We start from the raw sequence: 22,549 nt of genomic DNA, 5'->3' as shown, positions 1-22,549 counted from the left end.
GTTTTATTTGCCCTAACTCATCTGTCACTTAGACAAGCGGACAAATTGCTGATAGATAGATAATTCACTGATAACTGGTGTGAGTAGATCGCTTTTTGGTGTTTTTGGTGCCTTAGTGATTGGCCATGACACCCTTAATGCGGCCCACCCTGATACTTCTTCCTTCCCTGTAAAAGAATATCTGTCGGAAGCAGGAAGAGGGGCATCGATAATTTTATCCTGATAAGGGAGTTATACACTTAATTTGTAGCCCAAAGCGATTGTTCCAGGCTGGAGACAAATTTCTGAGCCGACTGGATCGGCATGGAAGCGGACTTGTAGTTCACCCTGAGAAGAGACCCCCACGACAACTCCCTGACGCCCCTCTACGACAACCGGCTCGCCCAGGCTTGTCAAAAGTGCACAGTAAGCCGGCACCAACTCTGCTATCCCCTTCTCGGCTAAAAACTGGTATCCGGACGCCAACCCTCGCAGGGTGATAGCGGCCAGCATTTCCAGCGATGCAATGGAAGGGAACACTTTCTCAGTACAGAAAGATTGTAGATTAATGCCGGTTTCAGGAACTTCGTTGGCCCAGTTAATCCCCACACCCACAACCGCTTTCGCAATTTTCCCCTGATGCACGCGAGTTTCGGTCAGGATGCCCCCTAATTTGCGTTCCGCCAGGATTAAGTCATTGGGCCATTTGAGCGAGACGGGAATGCCCCATTCTCTTAAAGCGGCTGCAATGCCCCAAGCACTGCATAGGGTTAGCTGAGCGCTATGGGAAGCCGGCAACCTTGGCTCAATCGCCAGAGATAGATACAATCCCCCCGGTTGAGACTGCCACTGCCGGCCCCATTGACCGCGTCCAGCGGTTTGCTGACTAGCAATTGCAACAGTTCCCGCACCGGCACCCTGATCAATTAACTCCCAGAGCGTCTGGTTTGTTGAGACCAGCTGGTTAAAAATATGGACGGTAAACGGTGTCTGCTCACATCCAAGTCTTAAAGTTGACTCGAGGGCTGTCTCCAAGCGCTCTTGACTAAATCCCACAGTAGCTGTCAAGTTGATAGACTGAGGGCTAAGTTAGCACAAAAATCGATTAGCTGGCGGATCAATTTTGGATTTTGAGATAAGTTTAAAATCTAAAATCTAAATCGCTAAAAATTCTTATGTATAGTTGGAATTGGCGCACTTGGAACGGACGGTCTTATCTAACCTGTAGCCTTTTGGAGCAATGGCCACACGGTTTTTTTACCCACCAGTTTTGGCCACAATCGCCAGAGGAACTGGTGGCAGCGCTGCGGCCATCCGCTGAGGTTTACCGGGTGAAACAGGTACATGGCAACACTATTTTGAAAACGGGTGAAGTGATGCCGGTGTCTGTTGTTAGAGTAGAATCTCTTGAGGGGGAAAGCGCTGCAACGCAAGCGGAAACTGAACCCCAGAATTTTTTCGAGGCGGATGGATTAGCGACGCAAAACTCGCAGCAGGCGGTGTGGGTTTGTAGTGCGGATTGCACGCCGCTGCTGATTGCTGACTCGCAAACAGGTCAAGTGGCGGCTGTTCATGCCGGCTGGCGCGGGACGGCGGCTAAAATTGTGCCGCAAGCGATTGCCAGACTTCAGGAGGAAGGCAGCCAATTGCATCAGTTGCGTGTGGCGATGGGTCCTGCGATCGCCGGTGAGGTTTACCAAGTTTCTGAGGAGGTAGCGACTGAGGTGGGAGCCACAGTTGTCCCAAGTGAGGGTGTAAGCTCCGTGCTGTCTACCCTACACCGGCTGCCAAATCCGCCGATTTTAGAAGATCCTGAGCCAGGACGGGTGCGCTTGGATGTGCGGCGGACGATTTCACTGCAACTGGAGCAGTTGGGAATTACCGCTGAGCAAGTGGCGATCGCACCTTATTGCACTTACCAATTCCCCGAATACTTTTTTTCCTATCGGCGGGACAACTTGAAAAAGGTGCAGTGGTCGGGGATTGTCAGCATTGAGCCGACAAACAAATAGGCCGGTTCAATCTCAGCGATCCTGAACCTCGCCTAAACGTGTTGTATTCAAACAATATAAGTGCCATCAAGATTAACAGCAGTAACCAGAAAGCTGTGCGGAGTGTGGTGTGTAACTCAAATCGGGATGTGACTTTTACTGAGCCGGCGGGTTTCTTCTCAATTAGGACAACTTCCTGATTGGCCTGCCGGTTTTTCATTGCTGCCGGCCACCCGATTAAGCGTTATCTATAGCGCTTCATTCCCTCTCAGACTCATTCTTAGCAGTATCGCGATTCTCAATTTGGTGCGCCACATCTTTTGAAACGCTGTAGAGAAGCAATACGCAATCATCTATTGATCCCCTCCTGTGGCGGATGAATGGGAGTGAGAACCGCTATATTTAAGCAAGCGGTATAATACAGGGCTGTCAAGTGGGGAAGTGGCTAATTCCTAGCAGCGACTTCCAATCGCGATAGTAAAGGAGAAAGAATTCTATTAATTTAAATTAAAAAATTACAGCGTCTTGTAACAATAACGTCATTTAAAGAGTCTTTGCTGAATGCAAAACTTGTAGGCAGATATCAGGCTAAGCTAAGTTGAAGGGGAGGGAGGTCTATTGGATAATGAGTGAGCAAAGTCACTACGAAACGCTAGGGGTTACAGAAAACGCGACGTTTGACGAAATCCAAGAAGCACGCAATCAACTGGTACAGCAGTGCGGCGGGGATCGTAAGCGTGTGGAAATGATTGAAGCGGCTTATGATGCCATCCTGATGGATCGGTTGCGGCAGCGTCAAGAAGGCAAAATCAAGGTTCCGGAAGGCATTCGTTTTCCAGAAAAATTAGCCCAAGCGCCACCTAAGCCCGCGCCGGCACCCGCGAAGCAGGGTCCTGCTTGGTTGCAAAAGTTCATTGATACGCCCAGCCGAAAAGATATTTTATGGCCGGCTGGGTTGTTTGCCGCGTTGAGTGTCCTCAGCGTCACCGCAGCAGCCAGTGCATCTTTACTGCAACTTGCTCTGGCTTTGGGTGTGGGGGCAACGCTCTATTTTCTTAATCGTAAGGAAAACCGATTCGGTCGCGCTGTATTGCTGACGATCACCGGCTTGGTTTTTGGTTTGGTCTTAGGGGGACTGCTTTCGCAAATTGGTGCAATTGGTTTGACAGAGGAGAAGTTCATCACCTTGGTGACGTTTATCGTCCTCTGGTTAGTCAGCAGCTTTTTGCGCTAGCTTTGAACACCGCTCACTTCTTTATATGGGGGCGGTTCCCATACATTCGTGTCAAGTTAAGCATTTGGGCGAATAAAATATTGCTTTGCAACGCCACCCTAATGCGGCTAGACAAGCAAAGTATCCAGCCCTGGGTTTAGATTGTCTAGCTGTGGTTTTAACCGGCAAAAACGAACGAGAAAAGTGGGGTGCACGACTATCAAGCACCCTACTTGCATCTCAGCAATTTGAAAAGCATAAATTCTAGCTCAGTTTTGCTGTTGGGTGTGGTGAAGGAATTTCTCATTTCGGCTGCTTCGTTTGAGCTGTTCTTGTTCGATCGCTTCAAATAAGGCCCGAAAGTTGCCTTCCCCAAACCCTCTGGCGTGTAACCGGCGCTCAATCAGCTCAAAAAAGAACGTGGGTTGACCAAAAATGGGCTGGGTGAATATCTGTAATAGCAGGGCGTCGGGTGTCTCTTCATGCCAGTCCACTAAAACTCGGCTGCGCTCAATTTCCTCCCATTCCGCTTCCGCCAGATGAACTTTATGCCGGCATCGCAATTGGGTGTAGTAAGTTGGCGGAACTTGGATAAATGGCAAACCCTTGTGGCGCAACTGCTCGACTAAAGGGACAATATTGCCGGTGCGTAAGGCGATGTGCTGGATTCCTGAACCTCGATTAATGTCCAGAAATTCTTGAATTTGGGAATTGGGTGAAGTCGGTTCATTAATCGGCAACTGTACGACTCCATCGGCGTGAACCATTACCTGAGAGTGCAATCCCGAACGTTCTGTTTGTATTGCAAATGCCTGCTGCGGCTGAAATCCCAAAGTTTTCTCATACCAGGCAACGGCACGCTTTAAGTCACCGGCAGCCACGTTAAGCACCACATGATCGATGCCGGTGAGTTGAAGTGCTAAGTCTTGAGTTTTGACTTTTGAGTGGGCGTGAAGGGTGAATTCGACATTCCCCATAGCCGCCGCACTCTTTCGCCCCAAAAAGTTACAAACATCGTCTTCCTGTAGATCTGTCGCTTCGATTAAAGTATGTTTTAGGTCGCCCCAACCGGCAATTTGACTCCACTTCAGATGCCCTCGATTTAGCGGCTGCTGCCGCATCGGCTGCAGGACTTGAGCGCCGGCAGCGATAGCTTTCCTCATCACCGAGTCAATGTTTTGCACGCGAAACGCGACATCGGCGATACCGTCTGGATGTTGTTGAAGAAATTGGCCGGCTGGACTGGACGCTGTCAAGGGTGAAGATAGAAAAAAGTAAACTGGCCCATTTTTAACAATTTCGGTGCGGGTGTGGCTGCCGGTGAAACTGGCGACGGCTTGAAAACCCAGCTGGTTTACAAACCAGTCTTGTGACGCTGCTGCATCTTCAACGTAGAAGTGAACGTGGTCAATCTGCATGAAGATAAACTGAATTCGCTGGAACGGTGAAATAAATTTGTTGAACTTTGCTATTTGCTAATTTAAGCTGCACTCAAAAGTCAACATTTAGCCATCAGCTAAGTGGCTTTCTAGAAGTTTAGGGCACTCATCGTCAGCCAAGGCTGATATCAGTCAATACTGTTTAAAAGAATAGGTGACTTTCTGGCTGAATATTAATCTCCATTGGCACCGCTTGCGGCTCAGCAGACAGCGCATAAACAATCGCACCGGCAGCCGTTTCAGCACTCAGCATTTTTTTCCGGTCTACTTTTAAGGTAATGTCATCCCAGAAAGGAGTATCGACGCCGCCAAAGTACAGCAGTGTGAATTTGATGCCAAAGCGCTTGAGTTCATCTGCCATGCACTTGCTGAACCCAACAACCCCAAATTTGGAAGCGCAGTAAGCCGATGCCATTGCCATCGAATGCTTGCCTAAAATTCCCACCACATTGCAAATATGACCCGACTGCCGTTCTTTCATGTGCTGTGCGGCTGCTTGAGTAGTGTAGAAACTGCCTTTGAGGTTAACATCTATCATTGCGTTGAGTTCTGCCGGCTCAATTTGGTGGCCCGGTTTTAAGATGCCGGCACCAGCTGCATTAACCAAAGCGTCTATGTGACCGAATTGGCCCACTGCTTTTTTCATCACTCTATCAACTTGCAGGGGATCGGTAATGTCACAAGGCACTGGCATCACTTGCATCGGCGAGAGTAATTCCGCTGCCAACGCATCTAAGCGCGAACTATTTCTGGCGGCGAGTACAAGCTGTGCGCCGGCTTTGGCTAGCTGGCGCGTGACTGCTGAACCGATGCCGCCGGTGGCTCCAACAACGACAACGACTTTGTCTTGCATAGCTTTTTATATTTGTTTATGACTGTAGCCATAATACACAGAAAAAAGTATTTTTGTGGCTCTTTAAGGTTATTTGAAATGATAAACTGCAAGCCGACTATAAATCATTCCGTTGATAGATGCAAGGCTAAAAACAAGCAGTTAAAGTGGTATTTAGGGCTAATTTAAATTGACCTTATATTTTATTATTTTGTCATAATAAATTTATAACACTAATCAAGAAACTGATAAATTACTTGCGTCCATCTGTGATTTATATAAAAAAATAACTTTATAAAAAATAAATCTAAATTGTATTATTTAAATTTAAATTAAATTTGCGAAAGGCTAACTAAATACTGCTTTCCCGCATTTTTTAATTTAAAACTATTACACGAGAGCAAAAATTTAGGGAGTTTACTGCCTAATTGTAAGCTTGCCATTACCTGAGTAATCGGTTGACCGTATTGCTTATGAAATTCACTGCCTACATTTGAGATCGAAACGTCACTTCCCGGAGATTTAGCGGTTAAGGCGATGACAATTTTTACGAGTGCTTGTTCCAGGTCTGCTTTGGAAGTAATATTTGAGGGGAGTTGAGGCTGAACTTTCCCCGTAAGCTGGATAGATGTTTGAGTTTCAAGCACAGCAGGCAAAGGAGGCGGCTGAAATAAAGTTACATAGAATTCCGATTTTTCTGCCGGCTGATGCAGTACAAAATCAGTGGGATAATTCATAAAAAAATCTTGGACTTTTTTCCCAGGTAAGTGGCCGGCCACCACTTGACTAATTTCAGTTTTATATTTAACTTGATAAAGTTGTGAGATTCGCGAAAGTTTCACCCATTGATTAGAAGTATTTTTTTGCTCTTCTCCGAGTAAATCCTTAATTTGGTTAATAAATTGATCGATTGCCGGGATCGGTTTGATTGTGTGGGTTTGCGTGTGGCCGGTTATACTGTTGACAAAAGTGATAGTTTCTCCCTGTTTGCGAACGAGATAAACGGTTAATCCTTGGGCTTGTAATGTGTTGCGAAGATGCAGTAATGCCTTATCTGAAGAACAAATTAATACTTCCTTTGCAGTTGGATAATGCAAGAAAATTGAGGCCCCCACAGTCGCCATTTTTATATCAGCGCTATCTTTAGAAGCTGGGACGTGAATGAGTTCATAACTACGTCCGTGATATTCAGTATCTTGCTTACCCATACTACGCCAATTTGCAAAGGCAATTTTAATCCGGATCGGATAAGTACAGCAGCCGGCTAGGAAAGTTTCTGTTTCAACATTTAGCGATAAATTCTCGGCATCAAGTAGCAGAATCGCCATTGCAGAGTTGCTTGATTCAGTCGCAACTCTGACGGAATTTCCTGCCGGCTTCGATCCATCTACTCGATTCCCGGAACTAGCGCTTTCTGTCTGGGTAATGTGACGAAGATTATCCATGACTTGACTAAAATTTGAAGACACAAAAAAGCCAGGAAGCAGAAAATTATGAAAAATTTTAATCGTTTTGACAATTAATTCATCTTTGTTTTCTGTACCACTGAATTTTTCAACTAATTTTGTGATTAATTTATCTTGAAACTTTTGATTGTGCCAGGGCTGATCCCTAAATTTTTCATTCAGCCATTCAGGATGATTCTGATAGGTGGAAAAAATGACCTGGTAGACATAGCGGCTGATGGATTGGATAACAGCAGAACGGTTCACCGGCTTTAAACGCGAGTCATCTAGCATAGCTATTACAACATGGAGTGGAGTCTCAGCCCATAATAAGAGACGGAGATTTACACATCTTAATCATGGCAAGAGATTTACGTGGGTTCATCAAAATTTTAGAAGAACGGGGACAACTGCGGCGAATTAATGCCTTAGTTGACCCTAATTTAGAAATTGCAGAGATTTCTAACCGGATGTTGCAAGCAGGCGGGCCGGCGCTGCTGTTTGAGAATGTTAAAGGCGCAGCGTATCCGGTGGCGATCAACCTGCTGGGAACCGAGGAACGGGTTTGCTGGGCAATGAATATGGAAAAACCGGCAGAATTGGAGGAATTGGGCAAAAAGCTGGCGCTGCTACAGCAGCCGAAACCGCCGAAGAAAATTTCCCAAGCAGTCGAGTTTGGCAAGGTGCTATTTGATGTACTCAAGGCGAAACCGGGGCGCGATTTTTTCCCGCCGTGTCATCAGGTAGTGCTTGAAGGGGAAGCCGTAGATTTGACGAAAATTCCGATGATTCGCCCTTATATGGGGGATGCCGGCAAGATTGTCACGCTGGGACTGGTGATTACTAAAGATTGCGAGACGGGAACGCCTAATGTGGGGGTTTACCGGCTGCAGCTGCAATCTCGCAATACGATGACGGTACACTGGCTGTCGGTTCGGGGTGGGGCGCGACATTTGCGGAAAGCGGCGGAACGGGGGAAGAAATTGGAGGTGGCAATTGCCTTGGGTGTTGACCCCATGATTATCATGGCGGCTGCAACCCCGATTCCAGTAGACCTCTCAGAATGGCTGTTTGCGGGGCTTTACGGCGGTTCTGGGGTGAATCTGGCGAAGTGTAAGACGGTGGATTTGGAGGTGCCGGCAGACTCGGAATTTGTCTTAGAAGGGACGATTACGCCTGGGGAGGTGCTGCCCGATGGGCCTTTTGGGGATCACATGGGTTATTACGGCGGCGTAGAAGATTCGCCGGTGATTCACTTCCACTGCATGACGCATCGCAAAAATCCGATTTATCTAACGACGTTTAGTGGGCGTCCCCCGAAAGAAGAGGCGATGATGGCAATTGCGCTGAATCGAATTTATACACCTATTTTGCGGCAGCAAGTGTCAGAAATTGTTGACTTTTTCTTACCAATGGAAGCACTGAGTTATAAAGCAGCAATTATCTCCATTGATAAGGCATATCCGGGTCAAGCTCGGCGGGCAGCTTTGGCATTTTGGAGTGCTTTACCGCAATTTACTTACACGAAGTTTGTAATTGTTGTCGATAAAGATATCAACATTCGTGATCCGCGTCAAGTGGTGTGGGCAATTAGTTCAAAAGTTGACCCGGTGCGAGATGTTTTTATTCTGCCAGAGACGCCATTTGATACCTTGGATTTTGCTAGTGAAAAGATTGGATTAGGGGGACGGATGGGAATTGATGCAACGACGAAGATTCCGCCGGAAACTCAGCATGAATGGGGCGAACCTTTAGAGTCCGATCCGGATGTGGCGGCGATGGTTGAGCGCCGGTGGGCTGAATATGGTTTAGCGGATTTAAAGCTAGATGAAGTTAATCCAAATTTGTTTGGTTATGACGTGAGATAAGGAAACGTCAAGAAAGCGGAAAAAGGGCGGCTGTAAATGCGCTGGCAATTGCGGTCGCTCTGAACTATGCCGGCTTCTTCTTCAAAAACTATTGACCCCGTAAAATTGTAGCCGACATTCTATTTTCAACTAATGCAAAATTGCAAAACCACAGGACCCACTTCAGCAGCGTAGCCGGCTAAAACTTTCTCTGCCTCTTCATCAAATTCACTGCCATCCGTGCGATTTAACGCCATCAGCGCACCCAAAAGTTTATCCTCATAAATAACCGGCACTGCTAAAGCAGTTTTAATCCCCATCGCTTTCGCATAATCCTGCCGAACTCGGCTATCCCCCTCAGTTTTGCAAACTAAAACCGGCACCTTACCCTGAAACGCAACGCCACACAAACCCGAATTTGCAGACGTATTTCTTTTGTCCACTATCGCCTCAGCATATTTGCCTACTGCCGCCGCAAAATAAACAAATTCTCCCTCAGACTCCGCCAGCACTACGACGGCTGTTTCAGCATTGACGATTTCCTGAACGAACTTAGCAATATCATCTAATATTTGACGATTCTGACTCACTGTTAATATTTCCTTATTCGCAATTCATCTTAACTTGAAATCTGAAAAGGAAAGTCTGCTCATCCTAACTTGATGAGACTAATTTAAGTTCACTCGGATCGATTAACAGTTTTTGTAACTATCGGCAGTGCCGGCTCAGAAAATTCATCCAAAATCTAATAATAGGGAGGTGGAAAAGCAATAAGCAACGCTCAAACCCCTCCACACTCCCTATTTATTAAACGATTCTAACGTGAAATCGCGTCAGCCTCTCGGAGTTTGTGATAGCGCTTTCGGCTATCTCTAGACATCGGTGCAGCCATCAATAAAACCCTTTCCAAGAACCAAGGCGCAATGCGATTGCCCAAGACAGCTAAATGACTTTGCCAACCAACTAGAATTTCGGGGGAATTCTTTCGCAAGCCGGTAATCAATGCTTGGGCTACCTTTTGGGGAGTTGTTGGCACCACCCAGCGAAACCACTGCAAATCTCGCGCCATATCCGTATCCGTTAAAGAGGGTAGCAAAGCAATGACCCGGATATTATATTGCGCTAACTCGCCGCGTAATGCTTGCGTAAACCCTAAAATTGCAAACTTTGTCGCAGAATAAGTTGTCATCGTCGGTGCTGCCACCTTACCCATCAAACTGGAAACATTCACAATTGTGCCTTCCCGTTGCGTTGCCATGCGCCGCGCAACCAGACGCGTCATCGTATACATTCCCATCAAATTAATCGCAATTTCTTGCTGCACATTTGGCAACTTAGTTTTCAAGAAAGGCGCTTGATGGGCGACACCGGCACAGTTCACTAAAAGTTGAATAGGACCGTGATTCCGCCAAGCTTTGGCAATGGCAATATTCACCTCCACCGGCTGTGCTAAATCCAAAGCCAAAATAATCGCTTCTGCACCCAATGCCTTAATTTCATTGGCGACTTCAGCTAATCTTTCGTGATCCCGCGCCACTAATAACAACCGCTTCGTTCCTTGTTGCGCTAATTCTAGAGCGATCTCTCGCCCTATTCCACGGGAAGCGCCTGTAATTAGAGCTGTTTTTCCATGAACGTTCATAATTAAAATCTCCAGAGTTGAGAAGTCACTGTTGCAATTTTCATGCTTGCTCAGGGTCAAAATTTCGCATCCAAAACCCTCGGCAATCAAAGACACAAACAATGACCAGTCATTGCATGATTCGTGGAACTAAACCTTTCAGAACCTGATATTTCTCAGAAACTCACAGTAGAACCGGATTTTCTAGACGAATCTGAAAAATTGTTATCAGGAATACTCCAGAAAAGCCTGGATTGAGCCGGCAAAACGCAAAGGATATGATTTAGTAACGGCACAGCGTATCCTCCAGCGTTTTTAAAGCTATTAAGATATTTCTCTAACGTTCTTGAAGAACGTTGAAGCAGAGTGTTTGGAGAAACATCTTTCAGTCATACCAGGAATTAATTCCTTACTAAGTGGGCAGGGTTGATGTAGAGCATAAATAGCACATCTCCTCGATACAAGTATCTACCAGAATCAGCCCTATGCACACCCTAACAAGTAAATCAAGACTGTGCAATATATTTTTATAAAAACTCTGTTACATTTCTTTACATAAGCTACAAGCCTTCTCATTCAAGGGTTTACATTTTCTTATCTATCTTGCGATCACGATCACAGACACCCAACATAGCCAGCTAAATTCCGCTTCTGGGGCAATAATACTTCCCCCGACTGGGTGAACCTGCCGGCAGGAAGTCATCTTTAGTATCTAGCCAGCAAAATAAAAAATGAGAGCAATTAGAGAAGCAGAAATTTATATCTAAACAATGGAAAAAAGACTCAAACAACTTCAAAAATGTATGAGTCTCAGCGACTTCAATAACTTGGATGCTTCCCACTAAAATACTAGGAATTTGTATTCCGCTTCCAGCGGTTATTAACGGTGAGGCGGTTTTACCCATTGGCGTCATCACAAATAGGGCTGCCGGCACTGCCGTTTTATGGCATTGTGATAAAAAATCTCATAATACTTTGCCGGAAAATCAGTTACAGCAGCCCGAAGAACGCCTTACTAATTTAGAAACCATTGCCGGCACTGATGATTCGGATTTGTGCTTGAGGCTGAAACAAGCGGAATCAACTATTCACAACCTATAACACAAATTATTAAACTGCCGATGCCCATATTGGCACCCTGAATCACGAAAAAGCAACTGCTGCCTGAAAAAAAAGCAGTCGCTCATCTTCACAGGTTTTATTAGCAAGGAAGCTCAGGATAAACCCTTGGATAAAATTTAACCATCGGTTAACCTTTGAATCTGTAATATTCAAAATTGACACAGAATACAGCCTTACTTTACTGCTTCTTGCTAGAAGAGAAATGTTAATATTCTCGAGCGTTGCAACTCACTAACTTTTAGCAATCTCACGCGCACGGCAATAAACTTGATTTCAACCCGAAATAAACATAGATATGAGTCGGCGGAATATCTGTGTTTATCTGTGAGGTGGACATCTTGCCGGCTTTATCTCCCCTAAATTGATAATTTTTTGTGGAGATCTGTTCCTAAACTCATCTCTGCTGAAGAAGGTGCAAAGGTGGGAAGCTCCCTATAATTCAGAAAGCTATAAGATATCAGATTAGTAGAAAAGTCCAGAATTCAGCACTCTCCCTGGAAACAAGCTACGCTGATTCGCTTCTAGCTATGTAGAATCATGGGAGATTCATAGAAGCTGGACATGGACTGGACAACTCCCCTGAAATTCCAACAAGCTGATTTTATTAAAAGGCTGAAGTCAGATGCGGCAAATCTATTGCACTCTCAAACCAGAGGGTGCCACAGTGAATTGATGGTTCTCTCAGGCGAGAAGTTGACAAAAATTCGAGACTTTTGCCGGCAGACAGCCGTAAATATCGAGCAGCACTCTCCAGTTTCTGATATAATACATAGCTTTTTAAAAAGACAGTTGGGTCAAGCAGTAGTTGCTACCTATTTAGAAGGTTTGGCACTCGAAATAGATCCACTAAAATACCAAAAAACGAAAGATTCTGTCGATTTTACGCTGCTTTTTGACTCAAACCTTGGCATCCAGGTCAAAACGGAATACGGCAACATAGATTCTGTTCGATGGCCTATCTACGTTGAAGAAATTAAGCAAAATGTTGCCATAGTCTGCATTTTGCTTCAAGAAGAAGTCAGTGAAGACCGGCAAATCTATCACGCAATTGTGGCCGGTTTTGCCCCCACAAATACCATTGCAATTCGGCAGGGCCAAGCCAACCTGGGAATCGCCGACCTGCTTTATGCAGGAGGCTTACGCAGCTATTTAGAATCTTTCAAAACAGAACCAAGCTTCAGCGACGGGTTACATATTCTCACCGGCAGCTCCAACTATGTCTATCCCTTTGCGATTAGCGCAGATGGAGAAATCCTTGCTAGTAGCAATTATGACGGCAGCATTAAGCTGTGGCAGTTGAATAACAAAGAATTGCAAGCAGCGCTCTCTGGGCAGTCTTGGTCATTTTATCCGCTCGCTACTGGCGGAGGCGGGCAAATCCTCGCCAGTGGCAGCACAGACAAAAAGCTTTATCAATGTCATGCGGGAACAGGATCGCTGCGTCATTCCCTTGCCGGCCATAGTAGCGGCGTAAGTGCCATTACCATCAGCGCAGACCGGCAAATCCTGATTAGTGGCGGTTACGACGGGTCACTAAAAATTTGGAATTTAGAAACCGGCAAGCTACAGCGCAGGATAGCAGCACACGCCGGCACAGTTAGACCGATAGCCATTAGTTATGATCGCAAAATCCTCGCCACCGGCAGTATTGACAAAACACTGAAAGTCTGGTCGTTAGACACCGGCGAAGTGCTGCGAATATTGCCGGTGCGAACAGATCCAGTCGTTTCCATCGCAATTAGTCCCGACGATCAAACCCTTGTCAGTGGCTCCCAAGACGGAACAATTGACATTTGGCATCTAGACACCGGCGAACTAAAAAGCACCCTTCCAGGGCATTCCGGCACAGTCAGAGCAATTGCCATTAGCCCTGATGGTCAAACCCTTGCCACCGGCAGTACAGAAAAAACGATAAAACTGTGGGATGTGCAGACTGGGGAATTGAAATCCACCCTCACAGGTCATTCAGACCCCATCATTAACGTCGCCCCCAACCCAAACGGCAAAAGTCTAGAGCTGAGTTTACTGCGTCACCAAAATCCCGGATGGGTGGAGCTTTGTTAGGGGAGAGCAAGCTCACTGCCCCTGAGCAACCAGTGCTTTACGGTAAACAATCTTGTCATCGCCCGCTCTGTAGAAGTCGCGAATCCGCGCTTCTTCGTCATAACCACACTTGCGATAGAACGCCCGTGTGCCCTCGAAGCTCGCCAGCCCTGACGTTTCCACCAGCAGTATGCGCTCGCCACGCGCCGTCAACGTTTCTTCAACGTAACGCAGCAGTGCCGTACCGTGTCCTTGCCCCTGGCGGTCGGGTCGTACGGCGATCAAGTACACGTACCACGTCCCATCGGTCATCGGGGCCGGCGCGTAGTACGCGACCCCTACCGGCCCACCGTCGTCGTCGGTAATCCAGCAGTGATCGCTGTCAATGTTGCCGCCGAAGTAGTCGCCCAGTATTTCTCCCAGCTCCTCAAGTTCATTCGGACGGAACAAGCCGGTCGCATCGGCCAGGGCAATCAGCGCAGCCGTGTCATCGGGCGTGGTCGGTCGAATCATCGCGAACTCCGTGTACGTGTAAAAGCAGTAGCAGGAGATATCGAAGTGTCATCGGGCGTCGTCGGTCAAATCATCGCGAACTCCAGCGCACGCCCGGTACGAAGCCGCCTCACAATTTATTGTACACAGCTTAATTCTAGCCCCTGAACCCTAGGCCCTTTTTAGTCCCTCTTAGCAAAAAATTCAAGATTAGGATATAAAAAAAAGGTAAATATGCCCAACTAAAAAATTGCACCCCTAAAAAAATGGCTCCCCCATCACTGCCGACAGTCCTGCTCGTGGACGGCTACAACATCATTGGAATTTGGCCCGACCTGACAAAGACACGCGATCGTGATGGCATGGAGTCAGCACGGAGGGAATTAATTGAAGCTCTAGTGAATTACAGCGCCTTCCAGGGATTTGAGACTCGCCTTGTGTTCGACGCCCAATATCAAGACACTGGCAGCACACGCGAAGAAATCACGCGCCACGTATCAGTCCACTACACCGGCTTTGGGCAAACCGCAGATACCTACATTGAAAAAATCTGTGCCAACTGTCGCCACGAATTTACTAAATTGAAACAGCGGGTAATTGTGGCCACATCAGACCGGGCGCAGCAACTCACTGTTGTAGGTTACGGGGCAGAATGGATGTCAGCGCCACAACTAGCGTATGATATTGAAGCGATAGGCAATCAAGTGCGACGCAAACAGCAATCCTCGAAGCCTTCGGCTCGTCGTCTGTTAGCGAGTTCTTTAGACCCTGTAGCTCAGCAGCGTTTAGCACAGCTGCGGATGGGTCGGCGACCGTGATCCAGATACTGCTCACGACCTCCCCCAAAAAAAAGTTGATAAAGGTACTTGCCAAATCCCCTAAAGTATCGTTATTATAAAAAACGCGTTCCTCGGTAGCTCAGTGGTAGAGCGGTCGGCTGTTAACCGATTGGTCGCTGGTTCGAATCCGGCCCGGGGAGTTAAAAAATTTTGGATTTTAGATGCGAGGATTTTGGATTTAGCAATTAATCTAAAATCTGGATCCTAAGATTTGAAATTTGATCAATTCATGTCCCAATCTGCAAATTTGCAATGTGAGCCATCTAGCTGGGCTAAGTTATGGTCGCTTGACGCGGCGGTGACTTATCTCAATCACGGTTCATTCGGAGCTTGTCCCATAAGCGTGCTGGCTGCTCAAAAAACGCTACGGGAGCAACTGGAACGAGAGCCGGTGCGGTTTTTTGTCCGGGAGTTAGAGCCGTTGCTAGATGAAGCTCGCAACCGGCTGGCAAATTTTGTGGGTGCCGGCACTGATGAGTTGGCATTTATCCCCAATGCGACAACCGGCGTCAATGCGGTGCTGCGTTCGCTGCATTTTGAGCCTGGGGATGAGCTGCTCACCACCGATCATGAATACAACGCCTGCCGTAACGCCCTGAATTTTATCGCAGAGCGTGCCGGTGCCCGCATTGTCGTCGCGCCGGTGCCGTTTCCCATCGAATCACCGGCACAGGTGGTTGAAGCGGTGTTAGAGCGCGTTTCACCCAAAACCCGGCTAGTGCTGCTGGATCATGTGTGCAGTCAAACCGCCTTGATTTTCCCAATTCAGGAATTAGTGCGCCGGCTGGCAGAACTTGGCGTGGATACACTTGTCGATGGTGCTCATGCGCCAGGGATGGTTCCGCTCAATTTGCGCGAAATTGGGGTGGCTTACTACACCGGCAACTGCCATAAATGGCTGTGTGCGCCTAAAGGGGCGGCTTTTCTGTATGTGCGATCCGACCGACAGCCAGGAATTCGCCCCCTGACTATCAGCCACGGTGCCAACTCCCCACGCCAGGATCGTTCCCGTTTCCAGCTCGAATTTGACTGGATGGGAACAGATGATCCAACGGCGTCCCTATGCGTGCCGGTGGCGATCGCGTTCATGGGTTCGCTGCTAGACGGCGGCTGGCCGGAATTAATGGCAAAAAATAAAACCCTGGTATTAGCGGCGCGGCAGATACTCCTAGAGCGCTTGGGGATACCGGCACCCTGCCCGGATGAAATGATCGGGTCGATGGCGGCGCTGCCGGTGTCTGACGGCAACTTTGTCGCATTGCACGATACGTTGTTTGACCAGTTTGGCATAGAGGTGCCGGTGATTCCTTGGCCGGCTCCTCCCCACCGGCTGATCCGCATTTCGGCACAGATTTATAATTCTCTTGAGCAGTATGAATATTTGGCTGAGGTGTTGGGGAAGGTGTTGGATTAAATATTTTTATTCGAGTAAGAAATTGAGCCGGCAGCGTGGGGAACAGGAGATTTTTCAACTGAAAGAAACCTGTTAGATTTCTTGCAAAAGTCGGAGTTTTTAATACAAATCACAGATTCAGGAATTTTGACTTTTGCGAGAGGCTTATTGAAAACCGGCTTTTTTGCTTGACTTATTTTTAATTAAAAAAAAGCGTTCCTTTTTGAAGAAACGCTTTTGAAATTTAGTTTGCTGGCTTGCCGGTTTTTAAGAGCAAGCCGGTGTTGTAATGTTTGAGATGTTTTTTGAGGGCTGAAATGCTGAGCTAAGCAATCTCTAGAAATTCATCTCGGCGGCTTGAACTTTCTCAACCTGTTTTTTCTTCAGGACGAGCAGAATTTGAGACAAGGTGGCAATCCCAAAGAAGGCCATTAATCCTTTGATTCGGGTTGCACTTTGTAAGACGATTTCAACGTCTCTCTGACCGAAACCGCCAACATTGGGGTTAGAAGTTAAGAGTTCACCGGCTGCAACTTCTTGTCCTTCAGAAACGATCAATTCCGGGCCGGCTGGCACAGTGTCAACCACTGTTTTGCCATCTGCGGTTTGGATGGTTACTTCATAACCACCATCTTCGGGTTTATTAATTTTGGCAACGGTGCCGGCAGCAGAAGCGTTAAAAACGGCATTATTGCTCTTGTCGCCGGTAGGGTAAATCTGGCCGCGACCACGATTGGCTCCGACATGAACGGAGTATTTCCCAAAGTGGACATTTTTATCCGTTTCCGGATTGGGAGAAAGTACGGGGAAGATAATCTCTTGATATTGCTCACCCGGTAAGGGGCCAACGATCACAACGTTGTCTTGACCCTCTTTATAAGTTTGGAAATAGACGCCCTCGACTTTTTCCTTCATTTCTTCGGGAATTCTGTCTTCTGGAGCGATTTTGAAGCCTTCTGGCAACATCACGACGGCACCTACATTCAGTCCGCCTTTGCTGCCATCGCCCAAGACTTGCTGCACGCTAGTGTCGTAGGGAATTTTTACCACTGCCTCAAACACGCTGTCTGGCAGAACTGATTGAGGGATTTCTACTAGGGTAGGTTTTGCAGCCAAGTGACAGTTGGCACAAACAATTCGACCCGTGGCTTCACGGGGAGTTTCAGGGGCAGTTTGCTGCGCCCAGAAGGGATAGGCAGCAGCAGACTGGGGCAAGGCTAGATCGCCGGCCAAAAAAATGGCCATCGTTGCGATTGCAATCAGCACACTTTTGGCAACAACCCGGTAGCTGCCAAGCAACATCACCGACAAGTCAAATTTCTTCATCTGGAATTGGAAGATTTCAGCAACAAAGGTCAATCAATTGTCATTGGTCGTTGGTCGTTTGTCATCGTCATTTCTCAAAAGCTTGCAGACAAAAGACAAAAGACAAAGAACAATCTAAAAGTTAAACGCGATTAGGCCCACCACGGATCGTCGCCGGTGCGGAAGTCTGTTTCCGTCCAGGGCGTGAAGGTAATTTTATCATCGGCTACTGTGGCGTGAGCGAGTGCCAAAGACAAGGGTGCCGGCCCGCGAACGACTTTGCCGGTGTTGTCATACTGAGAACCGTGGCAAGGACAAATAAATTTGTTCTCGCTGGCGTTCCAAGGGACAACGCAACCCAGGTGGGTACAGACAGCATTGATACCGTAATTGGAGATCGCTTGGTTCGTGTCTACCACAACGTAGGTGGGGTCGCCTTTAAGACCCTGCGCTAAGGCACGCTCACCGGCATTATGGCTGGCCAAAAAGTTAGTAACGCTGATATCGTTACCCAGCGCATCTTTGGCAGTCACACCACCACCGGCAGCGCCGCTAGAGGGCGGAATAAAATACTTGACCACTGGATACAGGGCACCCAGCGCTGTGCCGGTGACTGCACCAAAGGTTAGAAAATTCATAAATTGACGACGCCCCATGTTGGGCACGTCTGCAGATCCAGAAGCTTGAGCCATGACCTATGCTGATGTATGTGTTAAGTTATTTGTCTAATCCAACCATAAGACAATTGGTTTAGGCAGACTACTTTTGTGATTTTTGTCAGTCTGCACCAACCGGCCAGGATACTACAATTCCTTTCAGAATGCACGTTACAGGCTTTGTGAGAGTATTATTGCATTTTTTGAAGTTAGTATCGAATTCTTAATAAATGTAAAGCCCCTAGCATATTCTTCCACGATATGCTAGCGTTAAAAGCTTATTATCAAATTACGTTTCTCAGCAGCCATACATCTGGCGCTCGCTTTTGTTAAAGCGTTTGCTTCGTTAGCTTTACAGCCAAAATCAAAAATCGGTATTGCAATCAATGACCGGCAACGATCTGCGCCAACTGTTGCTGAATAAATGGGGACGCTCATACGATATTCAACTGCGGCGGACTCGAGGTAAAATTTTTGTTCAGGTGATGTGGAAGTACCTGGAACAAGCCTCTTTTCCTATGGATGAGGGAGATTATTTAGCGCATCTCGATGCGATCGCCAGTTATCTTCATGCTTGGGATAGCGTGGCACAAGTGGAAAAGTATATTCAGCAAACACGTGAAAACCCCCGCCTTGGCAAAGCGGTCAGCATCCCCTTAGACTTGGGTGAACGAGCGTCTGAATGGCTGCTGGAACAGTTTTAAGGTTAGGCTATTGGGTGTCGTTAATCGATAAGATTTGCCGATTAAGTTGGTTTTTTGTGCTGGAAACAACATTGAACTAACAATTTGAATCGGGTAGCACCGGCAGCGTTACGGTAAACGTTGTGCCAACTCCCACTTCACTTTCAACCGAGATGTTGCCGCCATGCAGTTCCACCGCTTGTTTAACAATGGCCAGTCCTAACCCTGTGCCGGCGCAGGCAGACGCATTTTGAGCGCGATGAAAAAGCTCAAACAGGTGTTCCCGATCCTCCAAGGGAATCCCCAAGCCCTGATCTTTGATGCGAATCACAATCTTATCCTTAATGCCGGCAAGTTCTAAGTTAATTGAACTGGCTTCGGGTGAATATTTTACCGCATTTAAGAATAGATTAAGGAGGATTTGGCGCAGCAGCGTTTTGTCAGCAATGACTGTATCCCACGGGCAATTGTTAGAAAAGATGAGCCGATGGTTTGTTTCAGTGATGATTTGAACATCTTGCCAAACATCTTTGCAAAGTTTTGATAAAAGAAGAGGCGATTTGTTGATTTTTAAAGTTCCAACTTCAGCCTTGCTGATGGTGATAAATCCTTCAATTAACTCGACTGTGCTCTTGATAACTTCGGCAATTTTATTGAAATATTTCAGCCTCAGCTCCGAGGTCATTTTTTGACTGTGAAGCTTGAGGAGGCTGCTAGCCGCTGCGATCAGTGTTAAAGATGCCCGAAACTCATGAGACACCATTGAAACAAAATGATTTTTGAGTGCTTTTTCTTTTTGCAGTGCGGCTTGCAGTGCGGCTTCTGCCTGTTTTCGCTCGGTAATATCTTCGACTGTCCCTTCATAAGCGAGCATTTGGCCGTTAGCATCAAAAATAGCGCGGAGGTTTTCACAAATCCAAATTTTACTGCCATCTAGGCGATAAATCTGAGATTCAAATTTGTAGGCCTTTGCCTGTTGCTGCAACAAATTGATTAATTCTGTATGCCGGCCTGAAGCGACGTACAATAGCGCTTTAAGATTGATAGTACAAGCTGTCAGTTCTGCCGGCATCTGATAACCGCAGATGCGAGTTAATGCCTGATTTGCCATTAAAAAACGCCCGCTCGTTGTTGCTTGAAACATCCCCACAACCGCGTTTTCCACAAAGCTGCGGTACATGAGTTCAGTTGGCGTTGGCATTTGCTCCGTTAGCTCTCTGCTGGAGTGGAGTCTAGATTCAAACTCTGTTACGTGAGGCTCTAGAAGTTCGACTTTCAAAGACATTGTTCAGCACGCTCGATAAGTCACAAACGCTGTAAGGTTCCAGTCAACGGATCTTCTCTTTTAACCTAACGTATGCGGCCACCAGGGGGCGACATTTTAGTTAAGATTGCAAGCAATTAGGGTTAAACACTACTGAGCGGTAGATGCCATCGAATCCTTGTAGCAGAGGTAAGAAATTTTAGAGATTTAGGGTGATGCTTTTCATCAACGGTATAGATAGGGGTTTTTGGGTTTCCATTTTTAATCATAAAAAGCTGCTATAAACTAGGGTACAAAAATTTAGTTGTTGAATGGGTATCTGTAATTACAAAATATTTTATAGAATGTATTGATTACATCTATGCAATCCTACTTTGGGATATTCTACACGCTCCCTGGCTCCAAATGTGGCAGGGCCTTATACCTAAAATTATGACACGCTACAGGACGGGGCGTGGTTGAACCTCGCCAAAATCGGCCTGTTCGCGGGTCAATTCATTTACATCTAATTTGCTTCGGCTGGCAACCCGCAGCATTCGATAACGGCTATTTTTTAAGTCTTTTTCGATAAATCAGGAAATCTGAATTGATAGATTAACTGCACCGAAACTTCTAATCGGCTCGATTTCAGCGTCCCAAAAGCATCACTAAACCCGTGCCTCCAAAGTAGAGGGTGACGACAGCACCACCCAACAGGCATTGGGTTAAAGGATCGGTGGAAGGCGTGAGAACCGCGCCTAAAATAGCTGCACCCAGGAACACATAACGCCAGCCAGACAGCATTTGTTTTGAGGAAACAATCCCTAGCAAACCGAGTAGCATCTGGATGACGGGAATTTGAAAGGCGATGCCGGTGCTAAACAACAGCAGCAAAATAAATTCAAAATAGCGATCAATTGACAGCAATTGCTCTACGACATCAGCACCGTAGCTGATTAAGAATTGCAAGGCTGCAGGGATTAATGCAAAATAAGCAAACGCCAAACCGCCTACAAATAGAAAGCTAGAACCTAGCACAATAGGACCCAAAAAGCGACGTTCGCGCTTTGTTAGTCCAGGTAAAACAAATTGAATAATTTGGTAGAGAATAAAAGGCGTGGCTACCAGCAAACCGCTGTAACCGGCAGTTTTCATGGAAACAAAGAAATATTCTCCCGGAGCAATTTGAATAAATTTGACGCTTTGAGCCGGCACTTCTAATATCTGGACAATTGGCTTGACAAAGACGAAACAGCCAACGATACCAAAGAATACAGCGATCAGCGAATAAAAAATCCGTTGTCGCAATTCTTCCAAATGATCGAACAAAGACATCTCAATATCATCGGGAAATTCTTCAAGATCGTCATCTTGATCAACGGATGCCGGCATGATACTACTATCAGTTGGTGCCGGCAGCAAAGCTAAATCAGTCGAACGGTTTTCTATAGTTTCGATTTCAAGTTGAGTGTCAAAGGATTGACTTTCAACCGGCAAGCTTTGAGGTGTCGGTAATAGCTCACTGGGTGCTAATTTATCAAGTCGTTGAGATTCTACGACCTCATCCAAGCTTAGCTCAGATATTTCAGGCTCGATGCTTGAAACCAAGGCTGGCTCATCTATTGGCGGATCTATTTGAGGCTCAATATCTGAAGTGAGGGGTGGAAATTTCGGCGATAAATCAATAACTTTTTCTGACGCAATCTCTGCCTCTGTTTCCGAAGTTGGCGCAGGTTCAGTTGAAATTTGCAGATTGCCGGCAGATTGAATTAACTCGGCAACATGGGAACGCATCTGAGGATCAGAAACCGCACCGGCATTATAACTAATAACAATTGATGCGGCTACAGGGTTCACGCGAACATCTGTAACACCGGCTGCGGCTGCACTCAACTGCTCTAGGCGTGAGGCATATTCCGGATCAGTGGCGAGGCGAGGTACCCCAAACCGCACCCGTCCGCGAATTGCATGGAGAAGGCGATATTCAATTTTAGAGTTGGAATTTTCGAGTGAATGCTGTGCTTGGTTCACTTCCTTACTGCCATTTTTAATATTGCTTTCTGGACTGTTAAAAGGTTGCATAATTGGTTTTTTCGATTGATTTGCTGCCGATATCTGAGAGTTTAAACCGGCAACCCCATACTCCTCAAGTTCTTCTAACAACACCGGCAACGGCAGCATCGTTGAATTAAAGGAAATCAGTACACTGCCAGTTTCAGGATTTTTACAAACTTCATAAATGCCATCGTGCAACCGTAACTCCTGCGCCAAGGCATCCAATGCCGGCTCAAAGGTTTTGTCCGTAATTCGCAGGCGCACACGTCCCGGTATTGCGTGCGCTACTTGAATGACGCGCTTTTCCTGTGGCGCTGTCTCATCAGCCATTCCCTTTCTCCACTCCAACTT

19 protein-coding genes, 1 tRNA gene and 1 pseudogene are annotated in these 22,549 nt (G+C 46.7%); 9 read left to right on the top strand and 12 right to left on the bottom strand.

The genetic code is table 11. From position 1 onward, the window contains the following. Positions 1–231 precede the first annotated feature (231 nt). On the bottom strand, positions 232–1,047 hold the full coding sequence (locus H6F56_RS00225; RefSeq protein ID WP_199312499.1) for a biotin--[acetyl-CoA-carboxylase] ligase: 816 nt from the start codon (positions 1,045–1,047) through the stop codon (positions 232–234). 107 nt (positions 1,048–1,154) lie between these two features. On the opposite strand from H6F56_RS00225, the gene pgeF reads away from it, so the two are divergent. Further along, a complete protein-coding gene (gene pgeF / locus H6F56_RS00220; protein WP_190664817.1) occupies positions 1,155–1,991 on the top strand; it encodes a peptidoglycan editing factor PgeF in 837 nt (278 codons plus the stop codon). A 604-nt stretch (positions 1,992–2,595) separates the two neighbouring features. After that, positions 2,596–3,204 (top strand): CPP1-like family protein, encoded by a 609-nt coding sequence (locus H6F56_RS00215; protein ID WP_190664816.1) that lies wholly within the window; start codon positions 2,596–2,598, stop codon positions 3,202–3,204. Between the two features lie 248 nt (positions 3,205–3,452). Here the strand turns inward: H6F56_RS00215 and hppD are convergent, their stop codons facing one another. From hppD to H6F56_RS00200, 3 genes are all read right to left on the bottom strand, one after another. Continuing rightward, positions 3,453–4,601 carry a 4-hydroxyphenylpyruvate dioxygenase gene (hppD, locus tag H6F56_RS00210; RefSeq protein ID WP_190664815.1) on the bottom strand — a complete coding sequence of 383 codons (1,149 nt, stop codon included), beginning with the start codon at positions 4,599–4,601 and terminating at the stop codon, positions 3,453–3,455. A 163-nt stretch (positions 4,602–4,764) separates the two neighbouring features. Further along, positions 4,765–5,475, bottom strand: coding sequence for an SDR family oxidoreductase (locus H6F56_RS00205; protein WP_190664814.1), 711 nt, complete (start codon positions 5,473–5,475; stop codon positions 4,765–4,767). 311 nt (positions 5,476–5,786) lie between these two features. Further along, complete coding sequence (locus H6F56_RS00200) at positions 5,787–7,193, bottom strand: NYN domain-containing protein (RefSeq protein WP_190664813.1); 1,407 nt, start codon at positions 7,191–7,193, stop codon at positions 5,787–5,789. A gap of 65 nt (positions 7,194–7,258) precedes the next feature. Between H6F56_RS00200 and H6F56_RS00195 the strand changes: the two genes are divergently transcribed. Further along, on the top strand, positions 7,259–8,767 hold the full coding sequence (locus H6F56_RS00195) for a UbiD family decarboxylase (protein WP_190664812.1): 1,509 nt from the start codon (positions 7,259–7,261) through the stop codon (positions 8,765–8,767). 125 nt (positions 8,768–8,892) lie between these two features. On the opposite strand, the gene H6F56_RS00190 is transcribed toward H6F56_RS00195, so the two are convergent. Together H6F56_RS00190 and H6F56_RS00185 are read right to left on the bottom strand one after the other, a co-directional pair. Beyond that, a complete protein-coding gene (locus H6F56_RS00190; protein ID WP_190664811.1) occupies positions 8,893–9,336 on the bottom strand; it encodes a GAF domain-containing protein in 444 nt (147 codons plus the stop codon). Positions 9,337–9,563: 227 nt separating this feature from the next. Next, positions 9,564–10,388 (bottom strand): SDR family NAD(P)-dependent oxidoreductase, encoded by an 825-nt coding sequence (locus H6F56_RS00185; RefSeq protein WP_190664810.1) that lies wholly within the window; start codon positions 10,386–10,388, stop codon positions 9,564–9,566. An 810-nt stretch (positions 10,389–11,198) separates the two neighbouring features. Between H6F56_RS00185 and H6F56_RS00180 the strand changes: the two genes are divergently transcribed. Together H6F56_RS00180 and H6F56_RS00175 are read left to right on the top strand one after the other, a co-directional pair. Continuing rightward, positions 11,199–11,468, top strand: coding sequence for a hypothetical protein (locus H6F56_RS00180; RefSeq protein ID WP_190664809.1), 270 nt, complete (start codon positions 11,199–11,201; stop codon positions 11,466–11,468). 582 nt (positions 11,469–12,050) lie between these two features. After that, positions 12,051–13,553: a WD40 repeat domain-containing protein gene (locus H6F56_RS00175; RefSeq protein WP_190664808.1), complete on the top strand. Its 1,503-nt coding sequence runs from the start codon at positions 12,051–12,053 to the stop codon at positions 13,551–13,553. 12 nt (positions 13,554–13,565) lie between these two features. Here H6F56_RS00175 and H6F56_RS00170 read toward each other — a convergent pair whose 3' ends face one another. Further along, positions 13,566–14,045, bottom strand: coding sequence for a GNAT family N-acetyltransferase (locus tag H6F56_RS00170; RefSeq protein WP_190664807.1), 480 nt, complete (start codon positions 14,043–14,045; stop codon positions 13,566–13,568). Between the two features lie 245 nt (positions 14,046–14,290). Here H6F56_RS00170 and H6F56_RS00165 point away from each other — a divergent pair, with 245 nt between their 5' ends. The 3 genes from H6F56_RS00165 (at position 14,291) to H6F56_RS00155 (ending at position 16,277) form a co-directional block, all read left to right on the top strand. Further along, the gene (locus H6F56_RS00165; protein ID WP_190664806.1) at positions 14,291–14,842 is read left to right on the top strand and encodes an NYN domain-containing protein; all 552 of its coding nucleotides are present in this window, start codon (positions 14,291–14,293) and stop codon (positions 14,840–14,842) included. 89 nt (positions 14,843–14,931) lie between these two features. After that, a tRNA-Asn gene (locus H6F56_RS00160) sits at positions 14,932–15,003 on the top strand. 89 nt (positions 15,004–15,092) lie between these two features. Beyond that, positions 15,093–16,277: an aminotransferase class V-fold PLP-dependent enzyme gene (locus H6F56_RS00155; RefSeq protein WP_190664805.1), complete on the top strand. Its 1,185-nt coding sequence runs from the start codon at positions 15,093–15,095 to the stop codon at positions 16,275–16,277. A 315-nt stretch (positions 16,278–16,592) separates the two neighbouring features. Here H6F56_RS00155 and petA read toward each other — a convergent pair whose 3' ends face one another. Together petA and petC are read right to left on the bottom strand one after the other, a co-directional pair. Continuing rightward, positions 16,593–17,558: a cytochrome f gene (gene petA, locus H6F56_RS00150; RefSeq protein ID WP_416360979.1), complete on the bottom strand. Its 966-nt coding sequence runs from the start codon at positions 17,556–17,558 to the stop codon at positions 16,593–16,595. A gap of 155 nt (positions 17,559–17,713) precedes the next feature. Next, on the bottom strand, positions 17,714–18,253 hold the full coding sequence (petC, locus tag H6F56_RS00145) for a cytochrome b6-f complex iron-sulfur subunit (protein WP_190664804.1): 540 nt from the start codon (positions 18,251–18,253) through the stop codon (positions 17,714–17,716). 350 nt (positions 18,254–18,603) lie between these two features. Here petC and H6F56_RS00140 point away from each other — a divergent pair, with 350 nt between their 5' ends. Next, the gene (locus H6F56_RS00140; protein WP_190664947.1) at positions 18,604–18,921 is read left to right on the top strand and encodes a DUF3067 family protein; all 318 of its coding nucleotides are present in this window, start codon (positions 18,604–18,606) and stop codon (positions 18,919–18,921) included. Between the two features lie 76 nt (positions 18,922–18,997). Here H6F56_RS00140 and H6F56_RS00135 read toward each other — a convergent pair whose 3' ends face one another. The 3 genes and pseudogenes from H6F56_RS00135 to H6F56_RS26035 all read right to left on the bottom strand — a co-directional run. After that, a complete protein-coding gene (locus tag H6F56_RS00135; RefSeq protein ID WP_206753382.1) occupies positions 18,998–20,185 on the bottom strand; it encodes a PAS domain-containing sensor histidine kinase in 1,188 nt (395 codons plus the stop codon). 606 nt (positions 20,186–20,791) lie between these two features. After that, entirely contained in the window at positions 20,792–21,535 is a 744-nt protein-coding gene (gene tatC, locus H6F56_RS00130) for a twin-arginine translocase subunit TatC (protein WP_190664946.1), read from the bottom strand. A gap of 336 nt (positions 21,536–21,871) precedes the next feature. Further along, a pseudogene (locus H6F56_RS26035) lies at positions 21,872–22,528 on the bottom strand (HMA2 domain-containing protein); the annotation flags it as partial. Positions 22,529–22,549 lie beyond the last annotated feature (21 nt).

The sequence above is a fragment of the Microcoleus sp. FACHB-672 genome (genome assembly GCF_014695725.1).
Lineage (GTDB): Bacteria > Cyanobacteriota > Cyanobacteriia > Cyanobacteriales > Oscillatoriaceae > FACHB-68.
Note: the sequence above shows the minus strand (reverse complement) of the source record. Positions and strands in the feature narration are given on the sequence as shown.